The sequence below is a fragment of the Campylobacter sp. BCW_6468 genome, assembly GCF_001762865.1.
In the GTDB taxonomy this organism is placed as follows: Bacteria; Campylobacterota; Campylobacteria; order Campylobacterales; family Campylobacteraceae; genus Campylobacter_D; species Campylobacter_D jejuni.
Genome location: NZ_MJXQ01000019.1, coordinates 16,483 through 29,045 on the forward strand (window position 1 = coordinate 16,483; position 12,563 = coordinate 29,045).

Below are 12,563 nucleotides of genomic sequence, written 5' to 3' on the forward strand. Positions count from 1 at the left end.
AAAATATTTTTTAAAGTTTTAATTTTTTATGATTAAATTTATAAAAAAGATCACTTTGATGGCTTATAAATATATAAGAAATATTATTTTTTTGCTGATAGTCATATAAAAAAGTTAAAATTTCTTTAGAAGTTTTAATATCAAGCGCTGAAGTAATTTCATCTAAAATCAACAATTTAGGATTTAAAACCAAAGCACGGATAAGACCTACACGTGTGGCTTCTCCTCCGCTTAACTCATAGGGCTTTTGTTCTAAAATTTGTTTTTTTAGACTAAAAAAATCAAAAAATTCTAAAATCAAGTTATCATTCTTTTGTAAATTAAAATTTTCCAAACCATCTTGTATAAGATTTCTGATTTTTTTATAAGGGTTTAAAGCCATTTTTTGATCTTGAAAGCAATACTGAATTTGCTTTCTTAAAAGTCTTTGTTTGTTTTTATCAAGCTTGTGCAAGTTAAGATTTTCATACCATACCTCACCTTCACTTGGATCTTCTAAAAAACAAAGAATTCTAGCTAATGTGCTTTTACCTGCACCACTTTTACCTAAAATTATTAAATTGTCATTTTCATTTAAAGAAAAATTGACATTATCAAAAATAATATGTCTTTCTTTTTTTAAATACCAATGCTTTTTAAGCTCATAAAACTTACTTAAATTACAAACTTTAAGCATTATAATACCTTAAAAACTCATCTAAGCTATATAAATTTGAACTATTTTTTTCTAGCATAAGAATTTCATCTGCTAAAGAATTTACCAAATTTAAATCATGAGTGATACAAACTAAGGCTGCAGTATTTTTTAATTCTTCTAAAATCGATATGATCTTTGAAGCGTTTTCTTTATCCAAAGAAGCTGTGATTTCATCACAAATTAAAATTTGGGGTTGATTTAATAATGCCAAAGCTAGGCTCACCCTTCTTGCCATACCCAAACTTAATTCATTAGCATAAGAATGCCACAAACGATCAAGATTTTCAAATCCTAATTTTTGAAAATAAGAAAAAGCGTAATCTTTTCTTTCTTTTTGTTTTAATTTTGTATGAGTTTTTAAAACAAGATGACATAAATTTCCAATATCCAAATAAGGATAAAGACTAAGCTCTGCATCTTGCAAAACAAGTGCCACCTTAGAACGAAAATTTCTAAGCTCTTCTTTGTTAAAATTAAAAATACAAGAATTATGAAAACTTAATTCATCAAAACTTATTGTGAAATTAGAATCTAAAAGTCTTACCAAAGCTTTTCCCAACAAACTTTTGCCCACTCCACTTTGTCCTAGTATCATTAAAGTTTTGCCTGTTTTTATATCTAAATTAATATCCTTAAGCAATAAATTATTCTTCAAACTGATATTTAAATTTCTTACCTTCAAGATCTTATACCCCAAATTTTTTGTAAAAAATTACCCAACCATAAAAGAGGTAAAAACAACAAAAGCAAGCTTAAAAGTGGAAAAAGTATCATCCACCAAGCACCTATAAAAACTGCTTTTGAAGACTCACTCAAAAGAGTACCTAAAGTTGGAATTTCAAATCCTAAACCCAGTCCAAAAAAACTCAAAGTAGCTTCTGTGGCTATAGCATGAACGATATTAAATATAAAAAGTGTAAAAATCAGTGTTTTTAAAGCAGGTATTAAATCTTTAAAAAAAGCTCTAAATTTAGTTCTTCCAAGCACTATATTTGCTTTGTAAAAATCTAAATTTTCAAGTCTTTTTAATTCACTTTCTATAATTCTTGCTATGAAACACCAATGAATTAAAGCGATTAAAAAAATCATCAAAAATACATCAGAAGTTATCATACTTTGAAAAAACATCATAAGTAAAAAAGCAGGCAAGGCTAAAAAAAACTCTAAAATACGCATCCAAAAAACATAAAAAAAACATCGTGCTAAAAACAAATAACACAAAGCAAAGATAATAGACAATAAAGATCCACCAACACCTATAATCAAAGAATTTCTCAAAGCAAAAAGCAAACGAGAAAACAAATCCCTGCCTAAAAAATCAGTCCCTAAAATATAAGTAAAATTAGGAGCTTGATGCAAATTTTCTAAATGAGTACTTAAAATATCAAAAGGAGTCAAACAAGGTGCAAACAAGGCACATAAAAATAAAAAAATTAAAGGCGCAAGAATGATAAGAAATTTAAACAAAATCAAGCCTTCTTAATCTAGGATTTAAAATCCTAGCTACAATATCACTTAAAAATGTAAAAAATGCTGCAAGCAAAACACTAAAAAATATAAGTGCAAGCACAACAGGATAATCTTTAAAAATAATACTTTTAAAAAGTAAAGATCCAAGCCCCTCGTAAGCAAAGACACTTTCTACCACATAAGTTCCCATCATAAAACTTAAAGCACTTCCCCCAAAATAAGCTACAATAGGACTTAAAGAATATTTCAAAACTAAAAAATAAATATCTTTCTCCCTTAAAGCCCTAGCGTATAAATTTTGAATAAAAATTTGAGAAAAACTTTCATTGATAAAATTTCTAGCAATCCTTAAAAATAACGCCAAATGTGATAAAACGAGCACCAAAACAGGCAAAATCAAATGCTCTAAACGATTTAAAAAATCATCTTCAAAGCCTATATCACTACTTCCCATAACAGGTAAAATTTTCCAAAAAATTCCAAAAATCAAAACAAACAATAAAGCCAAAACAAAAGGAGGTAAAGCAAAAAAATTAAAAGCTAAAAAAGTGATGATTTTATCTATAAAACTTTCTTTATAATAATATCCCAAAAGTGCCAAAAAAACGCTGAGTAAAAACAAAAGCATTAAGGCACCAAAACCCAAAATAAAAGTATTAAAAATTCTTTCTTTTATAAGCTTTAAAGCACTTTCTCCACTTAAAAAAGAAACTCCTAAATCTCCTTTTAAAGCCTTAAAAAGCCAAATTTTATACTGCTCTAACAAAGACTTATCAAGCCCTAAATTTTGTTCTATTCTTTGAATAAATTCTTTACTTTGTAAATTACCTCCATTAGCATAAGCTATACTACCTTTGCTAAAATGAAGTAAAACAAAACATAAAAAAGTGCTAAAAAATGCTATGAAAATACTAAAAACTAAGCGTTTTAGCACTATTTACTCCACTCATAAACATTCCAAGTAAAACCCACTCCGTGATGACCTAAAGTCCTTGTTTTGATACCTTTTAAATCGTTATTATAAACCAAAGCAAAATCAAGATAGGTCAAGAAAATAAAAGGTGGATTTTCATACAAAGCATCTATAAAATCTTTATAATATTTTTTTCTCTCTTCTAAATTTGAAGTATTTCTTGCTTTTTGCAAGGCTATATCCACTTTTTTATCATGATAATGTCCAAAATTCCAACCCTCATCATTTAAAGCACTATCTTGCGAACTTTCAAATACCCTAAAAGTGTGAAAATCAGGATCTAAAGGACTTCCCCAGCCTATTAAAAAACTATCTACTTTAGAATAATCAAAACTTCCAGCAGGTTTAGCCACCACCTTGCTTACAACTCCTATTTTTCTAAATTCGCTTTGCAAAATTCCAGCTAAACTTACCCTTAAAGGATCATTACTCATCGCCCAAATTTCAAATTCTAAAATTTTCCCATCTTTTTCAAAATTTCCATCTTTATTTTTCTTAAAACCTGCACTTACAAGCAAGTCCTCGGCTTTTTTAGGATCATATTTGTAAATTTTAAAATTCTTAGAATTTGCCCAAGAACGCTCTAAAGGGTGATTAGCTACAAAAGCATAATCATGTAAAAGATTTTTTACTATACTTTCTTTATCAACTGCGTAATTTAAGGCTTGTCTTACTTTTAAATCTTTTAAAAATTCATTATCAAAATTAAACATTAAAGCCCGATAATCGGCCGATTTTTCACGTAAAATTCCAAAATTTTCATCATTTTTAAAAATATTTAGCAGAGAAACATCGATTAAAGCTGCGTCTATCTTGCCATTTTTAAGCTGAGCACTAGCTATAGAAGGATCAAAAATGTGTTTTATAATAAGTCTTGGAGTTTTTACCTTATCAAGATAAAAATGTTCATTGGCTTTAAATTCAACATATTCACCTTTTTTCCATTTTACAAATTTATAAGGACCTGTACCTATAGGATTTTGATTAAAAGAGCTTGTATTTAAATTCTCATTTTCAAGCAAATGTTTAGGAAGCATACCTATGCTTAAAGCATCTAAAAATGCAGGATAAGGCTTAAAAAGTGTGATTTTCACATGAGAAGGATTTAAAATTTCCACACTTTTAATGTCTTTAAAATTGACATAAATAGAAGAATTGTTTTTAGGATCTTTAAAGGCTTCTATACTAAATTTCACATCATCAGCACTAAATTTGACTCCATCATGCCATAAAACATCATCTCTTAAAAAAATATCATAAACAAGCCCGTCTTTACCAACATCCCAAGACTTAGCCAAATCAGGTTTTAAACTCATATTTTCATCAAAACGCGTAAGTCCTGAAAATACAAGATTAATCACTGCATCATGATCCTCGCTATAAGCAGGATTTATCCTTGCGATTTCATTTTCAACTGCTATAATAAGTGTATCTTTTGGAATTTTAGCCTCAAGATTGAAAAACAATAAAAATAGTAAAACAAACCATCTAAGCACTTGTAACTCCTCAAATTTAAAATTTTAAAGAATTATAAAATAAAAAATAAGAAGCCACAAGCTCTATGGGGGGATAATTTGCTTTAAATTATGGAGTTTTATTTATCAATTAAATTGCTTCACTGCATTCATCCAATAAATACGCTATATGCTGCCAAGGTATACCCGTAGCATCGCTTAATCCTATCTCGCAAGTGCTTGATGTACTAAACCCGCGCTTAATATTTGTTTTGGCATAAAATTTTTTAAAGCCCTTTGTAGCACTAATATTTAATTGAGGCTTGAAAAAGCCCTTGTATCCAGCAAACCCACAACAATAGGTATCATTATCTATTAATACTTTTCCATTCGTACATAGCTTTGTAAGCTTAATTATATTTTCATTTAAACCAAGCTTTCTAGCAGCACACATGATATATAATCCTACATTCTCATTGATTTTATTAATGCGTAACTTGGGAGCAATAAATTTTAATAAATACTCGCTTAAATCATAAATTTCATACTTTGAATGATCACTAATTAACTTAGCACTACAAGCACTATGATCTAACACTATGGGTGAGTCTATATTGCTTAAAAAGTCATTGATTTTTTGTATATTTTTATCTTGAATATCTTGAAAATTCTCATAAGCCTTACCACAACATAAATCATTGGGTGCATAAATAATGCCTATATTTGCTTTTTTACACAAGCTTTCAAATACTTCTTGCAAACTTCTTTTATCATGCATTTTTTCATTTGGTTTAAAGCTTTTATTAAGACAGCTTGTAAAATAAACCACATTGCAAACTCTTTTATGACTTTTTAGCTCATAATCATTCACCTTAGGCAAATACGCCCTAGTTCTTGGTATAATGCTAAGAAAATTGCTTGCTTTTTCAAGCTTATTATCAAGACTTAAATTATCAAATTTATTTGCGATACTTAATGAAAATTTAGCAATTTTTAGAGTTTTTTCATGATTTTTATATGCTAGATTTCCTAAAATTTTAGATATAAATCCTATATTATTTTTTCTATATTTTAATGAAAAATCAGCAAAATTAATCCCCAAAGGACATGAAAAAGAGCACACCCCACAAGCAGCACAAGAGCTGTCTACTAAATGATTGTAATATTTTTTAATATCCTTTAATTTTGCTTTTGACTCATCATCATTTAAGCTTTCAAGGCGTTTAATCTCTCGTAAGATCGCAATTCTTTGTCTTGGAGTAATTGTATATTCATTTGATGGACAAAATCTTTCGCAAAATCCACATTCCATACAGGTATTTAATTTCTCATCAATCCAACTGACTTGTTTGATATTTTTCTTATAAATATCTTTATCATCGCTAATGATTACATCGGGATTAAATAAACTATCCTTATCAAAGATACTTTTGATTTTTTTATTGATCAAATAAGCTTGCTTACCCCACTCTACCTCCACAAAAGGTGCCACCATACGCCCTGTGCCGTGTTCAGCTTTTATACTTCCACCATAAGAAGCTACTATATTAGACATTTCTTTAACTAGATTTGAAAAATTATCAAATTCAAGCTTATTGTTTAAATCCGGTGTGATAATAAAATGGATATTGCCTGCTAATGCATGGCCAAAAATGATTCCATTATCACCAAAGCCATATTTATAAAACAATTCTTGAATGCTTTTAATTCCATCAGCTAAATCCTCGATATTAAAACACACATCTTCAGTAATTACCGTTGAACCTGCCTTTCTAAGACTAGCTGCTATAGGCAAGAGTGCTTTTCTAATCTTCCACCATAAATCATATTCGGCCTTATTCTTGCTAAAATATGACTTATAAGCCAGTTTGGAAATTTCTTTTATTTTATTTATATTTTCATCAAGCTTAAGCTCATTACTATGCTCACTTTGGATCAATACACAAGTGTTACCCTCTTTAATATCAGCTAAAATATCTCTTAACTCATCATAATTTGATGCAGCTTTTAAACTTGCATAGTCCATTATTTCAGCAGAACTTACAAAATCAACTTTAGCAAATTCTTTTATAGTGTTTGCAGCATTATTGATATTATCAAAAAACAATAAAGCACAGGCCTTAAATTCCAAATCATCCAAAACAGCAAGCTTAACTTCGCTTACAAATCCCAAAGTTCCTTCAGAGCCAATAAGCAAGTGTGCTAAAATATCTATTTCATCATCATAATCAACAAAGGCATTAAGGCTATAACCTGTAGTGTTTTTGATTTTAAATTTTTTGATTATTAAATCTTTTAATTCTTTATTGGCATTAATCTCTTCTTTGATCTCTCTAAGTTCATTAATTAATTTTTTATTTTCATCTTTAAATCGAGCCACACTTAAAGCATCGCTGGTATCAAGCATACTACCATTTGCCAAAATCACCCTAATACTTCTTAAGGTTTTATAGCTATTATCCTTAGTTCCACAGCACATTCCGCTTGAATTGTTATTTATAATCCCTCCAATTAAAGCTGAATTTATAGTAGCTGGATCAGGTCCTATTTTTTTCTTCAAAAAAGCAAGACTTTCATTAGCATGAATGCCTACTACACCGCATCCTAAAGTAATTTCGTTAGCGTCTTTGTTAATTTTTATTTTTTTAAAGGCAAATTTAATCACTACAAGTACTCCATCACAAGAGCTTTGTCCACTTAAACTTGTACCTGCTGCTCTAAATGTTATAGGAGTTTTATAAGTATTTGCTAATTGAATAATTTGCTTAATTTCATCTTCATTTTTAGCAATAATCACTATTTTTGGAATATAAAAATAACACGACGCATCAATGCCATAAGCATAGCATCTAGCATAATCATTAAAAATTCTATCCTTAAAAATATACTTAGCCTCATTATAAAAAGCTTTAAAATTTGCCATAGTCCCTCTTTTTAATTTATTATCAATTATATAATTTAATAATTTAAAGATAATTTTAAATTTATATTTTTGAGCATAATTTTAACACAAGTCAATTTTTTTCTCCTTTTTAAGATATAAAATATCTCTTTTACAACAAAAAAGGAGAAACTATGACAAAAGAACAAATTCAAATCATCAAAGATTGTGTGCCTATTTTGCAAAAAAATGGAGAGGATTTAACCAATGAGTTTTATAAAATAATGTTTAATGATTATCCTGAGGTAAAACCTATGTTTAATATGGAAAAACAAATTTCAGGAGAACAACCAAAAGCTTTAGCGATGGCGATTTTAATGGCAGCCAAAAATATAGAAAATTTGGAAAATATGAGAAGCTTTGTTGATAAAGTTGCCATAACTCATGTTAATTTAGGAGTTAAAGAAGAGCATTATCCTATAGTTGGAGCTTGCCTTTTAAAGGCTATTAAAAATCTTTTAAATCCTGATGAAGCCACTCTTAAAGCTTGGGAAGTTGCTTATGGAAAAATTGCTGAATTTTATATCGATATAGAAAAAAAGCTCTATGATAAATAATATAAGCCCATTTTGGGCTTTAATCAAATTTTTCTACTAAATTTTTAGCTAATTCCTTTATATTCTCACCCTTTAATTCGCTGATTTCACCATTTTGAGCCAAGAAAATTCTATCAGCACTATCAAAATATGCATCATCATGTGTGATAGCAAAGATTGTTTTACCTTGCTCTTTTAGCAAAGGTAAAAGTTTTTTATAAAAAAATCTTCTAAAAACAGGATCTTGATCAGCCGCCCATTCATCAAGCACTAAAATATCCCTTTCTTCAAGCAAGGCTATAAGCATAGCTAAACGCTTTTTTTGCCCTGTAGAAAGTTTAGTTAAGGTCAGTTCATTATCTTTGACACTTGTTTTATTTTTAAGTTCTAAAAACTCCAACCAAAAAGCAATTTTTTCTTCGCTTGCAAAATTTTCTTTATTTAAGGTTTTAGTAAAAAGATGAAAATCGCTAAAAACAGCAGAAATAAGAGATCTATACTCATCTAAATTTTTATCATCTATAAGCGTATCATCAACATAAATTCCGCCTTTGCTTGGCTTAAAAAGTCCTGTCAAAAGCATACAAAAAGTGGATTTACCACTTCCATTTTTACCTATTAAAAATACCAATTCACCTTTTTTAAGTTCTATATTTACAGGATTTAAGTGAAAATTTTCTTCATAAGCAAATTGAGTATTTCTAAAAGAAATTTTTTTCCATTCGCTAATATAATGTGTTTTTTTAAAACCTTCTATATAATCATCTAATTCCAATTTTGCGATCTTATCCAAAGCAATTTTTGCCAAAAGCAAAGTAGGAAAAGATCCTATCATAGATACTAAAGGGGTTCGTAAAAACAAAATAGAAAGAGCTATAGTTGTAGCATCTGCAACACTTGCCCATTCAAATTTTAAAGCTAAGTAAAACTCTACACCCACTAAAGCCAAAAGAGTTACATTTGTCCAGTTGTTTGAGAGATTGTTAAAAAGATTGCCTAAAGTACTATTTTTCTTTTTCAATCTTGCATTATTTTCAAATTCATCTTCATAGTAAAGTTTGGCTCTATCACGATTGATCAAAAGTTCTTTATGTCCATCTAGTATATTTTGGTAATTATTTTGCAAAGCATCATCATTTTCCCTTGCCTTTCTAAAATACTGATATACTTTCATCATCAAAAAATTATTAGTAATAAAAATAACCATAATCCATACCACACACAAAGCAAAAATTTGTGGTGAAAGATAACATAAATAAACACTAGTGCATAAAATCAATATACTTGATTGTAAAAAATCAGGCAATCTTAAAAGCCCAAAAGATATATTTCTCACATCACTTCCTAAAGAAGCTAAAATTCTAGCCTTACCTACTTTAGCCACTCTTAACAAAGGGGTATCTAATATCTGCTTTACTACACGCCTTTGCATTTTAAAAATAAAATTTTGTCCAAAAATACTAAGTCCAAGTTCAACTATGGTAGAACTTATAAAAAATATCAAAAGCAAAACAATAAAATAAAAAATAGGAATGTTTTGTGCATTTTTAAGCAAATAATCATTGATAAAAACAAGAGTTAAAACTCCAACAGCACTTGTAATAAAAGAAAAAAGCAAAAAAGAAATCAACTTTAATTTATTTTGTTTAAGTAATTCCATAATAAAAGGCATTTATAAACTCCAAAATATAATTTTAATTATAACATTTTAAGAGTGATTATCAAAATTTTATTTTATCTTTTACTATAAAAACAGCACAAATAGCCAATAACGCTAAAAAAATCATATATATACTCATACCATATAAAAATGGATTTTCATTTTTACTCGCGAGTGTATTAAGCCAAAAAACGAGTTGCGGAGTAATACCGCCTGAAATTGCATAAGCAATATTATAAGAAAAAGAAATTCCTGAAAATCTTATTTTAGCTCTAAAAACTTCACTCATTAAAATAGGTGCAAACACATTAATTCCACCTAAAAAACAAACAATCGAATACAAAATACACACCAAAACCAAATTTTTAAGCTCATATAAAGCATAAAAATATAAAAAAGAAAAAAATACAAAAGTTAAAGAAAAGAAAATGCAAATTTTAAATAAACCAAATTTATCTACAAGATAACCCATAAAAGCCCCGCCTAAAGCTATTCCCAAAATTCCTAATATCTGTAAATAACTTCCTTCAACCCCACTTAAATTTAAAATACTAGGCATAAATTTAGGCATTAATAAAACAAGCACAATAACACAACCTGTTAAAACCCAAGTCATCATCATTGATGAAAATAATTTTTTTACAATATCCTTTTCTTTAAATAAATCTTTAAGCGGAAAAGAACTAAGCGATGATTCTTTTTTCATTTGTTTAAAAACAGGAGTTTCTTGCAAAAATCTACGCAAATAAATAGAAATAATCCCAAAAATTCCACCTACAAAAAAAGCAATACGCCATGCATAAGTAGCAATTTCTTCTATACTAAAAAAAGCATTAATGATTAAAAATACTATACTTCCTAACAAAATTCCTAAAGCCATAGCTGAATTTAAACAGCTTAAAAAGAAAGCTTTTTGTTTTTCTTGACAATGTTCTCTTACAAAAACCCAAGCTCCAGGCAATTCTCCACCTATAGCTATGCCTTGAAAAATTCTTATAAGTATCAATAAAACAGGAGCTAAAAACCCAAGAGTTTCATAACCTGGAATAAAAGCTAAGACAAAGGTAGGAAGAACCATTAGTAAAATACTTAGCATAAACATATTTTTACGCCCAAATTTATCTCCAAAATGTGCCATAACTATACCACCTAAAGGACGTGCTAAATATCCAGCTGCAAATGCTCCATAAGTATTTAATAAAGCCCAAAATTCACCCATATCTTTAGGAAAAAATACATTGGCTATATATTCAGCAAAAAAGACAAAAATAATAAAATCATAAAATTCTAAAGTTCCTCCTAGTGAAGAAAGTCCTAAGATCTTAATTTCCTTTGTTCCAAATTTTGATTTTCTCATTGATTAATTACCTTAAATTTTAAAAACATTGTTTTTATTATACTATAATCATTTCCAAAATATTATCTAAAAAATTTAAGGATAAATATGTTTAATTTTATAACCACCCTTTTAAAAACCAATCTTTATTTTTTAGAAGAAAAAACCACAAGCAAAAGTTCAAATCAAACCCATATAATCTCGCTTAAACAATCTGATGATGAATTTTTAAATTTATTATTTTCTTTTTTAGTGCCACAAAACGATGAAGATAAGAATTTTATAGAAAAAACTCGCACAAAAATCAAAAGAAATGAGCATAATATTGCTCTGATAAAAAATCCAAATTTTAATGCTTTAATAGACACAGGGTTTTTAGATACTATTGATACATTAAAGAAAAATTACATATCCACAAAACCGATTTTAAAGATATCACTCATATTATCTTAACACATGCACATCCTGATCATATAGAAGCTTTAATGAGCGAAGAAAATCTTTTTCCAAAAGCTCAAATTTTAATCGATAAAAAAGAATATGATTTTTGGATCAAAAGTGATAGACAAGAAATTAAAAACACCTTGCTTAAACTTAAAAATATAGAATTTATTAACCACTCTAAAGATTTGATCTTTCAAAATTCAGGCATTAAAGCCATACCTGCTTACGGGCATACCCCAGGTCAAAATGCTATCATAATTGATGATAAAATAGTCTTTTGGGGAGATTTACTTCATCTTTATGATATACAAATCCCAAAACCTAAAATCGCTATAAAATTTGATATAGATCAAAATGAGGCTATACAAACAAGGGAAAAACTACTTAAAGAATTTAAAGAAAGAAAACTCAAAGTTATAGGGACTCATGCATCTTTTATCGAACCTGAATTTTTAGATTAATTACTTAAAAATTACTAAAAATTAAGTAAAAATTTTAATAATTTTTGCTAAAATTATAGCCTTTTTATTTCATGAAAGGAGAAAATTTTGGCAAAAGATGATGTAATTGAAATTGATGGCACCGTACTTGAAGCATTGCCTAATGCAAATTTCAAGGTTGAACTTGACAACAAACATGTAATTTTATGTCATATTGCAGGAAAAATGCGTATGCATTATATAAGAATAATGCCAGGTGATAAAGTAAAAGTAGAACTTACACCTTATAGCCTTGATAAAGGGCGTATAACTTTTAGATATAAATAATCTAAGTTATTTAAAAGCTAATTTTAGATAAAATTAGAGTTTTTGCGACAAATTACATCGAACTATATGAAGAAGTATTTTTAAAATCCACCACTTATTTTGAAAATAGTTGGTTATTCATAAAACCTGATGTAGTCGTAAATCAAGTGGAATTCATTCAAGGAGACGCTCATGAAAGTGAGACCATCGGTTAAAAAGATGTGCGACAAGTGCAAAGTAGTTCGCCGTAAAGGCGTGGTTCGCATTATTTGCGAAAATCCAAAACATAAACAAAGACAAGGATAA

At 28.4% G+C, this 12,563-nt stretch carries 11 protein-coding genes and 1 pseudogene; 4 read left to right on the plus strand and 8 right to left on the minus strand.

What is annotated here, in order from left to right:
* Positions 1–10: 10 nt before the first annotated feature.
* The 6 genes from AJ889_RS01095 to AJ889_RS01120 all read right to left on the minus strand — a co-directional run bounded on the left by AJ889_RS01095 (position 11) and on the right by AJ889_RS01120 (position 7,517).
* Complete coding sequence (locus tag AJ889_RS01095) at positions 11–676, minus strand: ATP-binding cassette domain-containing protein (RefSeq protein ID WP_002867588.1); 666 nt, start codon at positions 674–676, stop codon at positions 11–13.
* Positions 669–1,379 (minus strand): ATP-binding cassette domain-containing protein, encoded by a 711-nt coding sequence (locus AJ889_RS01100; RefSeq protein WP_011050003.1) that lies wholly within the window; start codon positions 1,377–1,379, stop codon positions 669–671. Before AJ889_RS01100 ends, AJ889_RS01095 begins: the two co-directional genes overlap by 8 nt.
* Positions 1,376–2,170, minus strand: a complete 795-nt coding sequence (locus AJ889_RS01105; protein WP_074484724.1) for an ABC transporter permease — start codon at positions 2,168–2,170, stop codon at positions 1,376–1,378. Before AJ889_RS01105 ends, AJ889_RS01100 begins: the two co-directional genes overlap by 4 nt.
* Positions 2,157–3,101, minus strand: a complete 945-nt coding sequence (locus AJ889_RS01110) for an ABC transporter permease (RefSeq protein ID WP_032584486.1) — start codon at positions 3,099–3,101, stop codon at positions 2,157–2,159. The genes AJ889_RS01105 and AJ889_RS01110 overlap by 14 nt, the downstream gene beginning before the upstream one ends.
* Complete coding sequence (locus AJ889_RS01115) at positions 3,101–4,636, minus strand: ABC transporter substrate-binding protein (protein WP_032584489.1); 1,536 nt, start codon at positions 4,634–4,636, stop codon at positions 3,101–3,103. Before AJ889_RS01115 ends, AJ889_RS01110 begins: the two co-directional genes overlap by 1 nt.
* Before the next feature lie 109 nt (positions 4,637–4,745).
* Positions 4,746–7,517: an FAD-binding and (Fe-S)-binding domain-containing protein gene (locus AJ889_RS01120; RefSeq protein WP_070293209.1), complete on the minus strand. Its 2,772-nt coding sequence runs from the start codon at positions 7,515–7,517 to the stop codon at positions 4,746–4,748.
* A gap of 152 nt (positions 7,518–7,669) precedes the next feature.
* Here AJ889_RS01120 and cgb point away from each other — a divergent pair, with 152 nt between their 5' ends.
* Positions 7,670–8,092, plus strand: a complete 423-nt coding sequence (cgb, locus tag AJ889_RS01125) for a single-domain globin Cgb (RefSeq protein ID WP_002862237.1) — start codon at positions 7,670–7,672, stop codon at positions 8,090–8,092.
* Positions 8,093–8,111: 19 nt separating this feature from the next.
* Here the strand turns inward: cgb and AJ889_RS01130 are convergent, their stop codons facing one another.
* Together AJ889_RS01130 and AJ889_RS01135 are read right to left on the minus strand one after the other, a co-directional pair.
* The gene (locus tag AJ889_RS01130) at positions 8,112–9,743 is read right to left on the minus strand and encodes a multidrug ABC transporter permease/ATP-binding protein (protein ID WP_002851469.1); all 1,632 of its coding nucleotides are present in this window, start codon (positions 9,741–9,743) and stop codon (positions 8,112–8,114) included.
* Positions 9,744–9,792: 49 nt separating this feature from the next.
* On the minus strand, positions 9,793–11,088 hold the full coding sequence (locus AJ889_RS01135) for an MFS transporter (protein ID WP_016818312.1): 1,296 nt from the start codon (positions 11,086–11,088) through the stop codon (positions 9,793–9,795).
* 87 nt (positions 11,089–11,175) lie between these two features.
* Here AJ889_RS01135 and AJ889_RS09535 point away from each other — a divergent pair.
* The 3 genes and pseudogenes from AJ889_RS09535 (at position 11,176) to rpmJ (ending at position 12,563) form a co-directional block, all read left to right on the plus strand.
* A pseudogene (locus AJ889_RS09535) lies at positions 11,176–11,972 on the plus strand (MBL fold metallo-hydrolase).
* Positions 11,973–12,059: 87 nt separating this feature from the next.
* Entirely contained in the window at positions 12,060–12,278 is a 219-nt protein-coding gene (gene infA, locus AJ889_RS01150; RefSeq protein ID WP_002781436.1) for a translation initiation factor IF-1, read from the plus strand.
* Positions 12,279–12,449: 171 nt separating this feature from the next.
* The gene (rpmJ, locus tag AJ889_RS01155; RefSeq protein ID WP_002781429.1) at positions 12,450–12,563 is read left to right on the plus strand and encodes a 50S ribosomal protein L36; all 114 of its coding nucleotides are present in this window, start codon (positions 12,450–12,452) and stop codon (positions 12,561–12,563) included.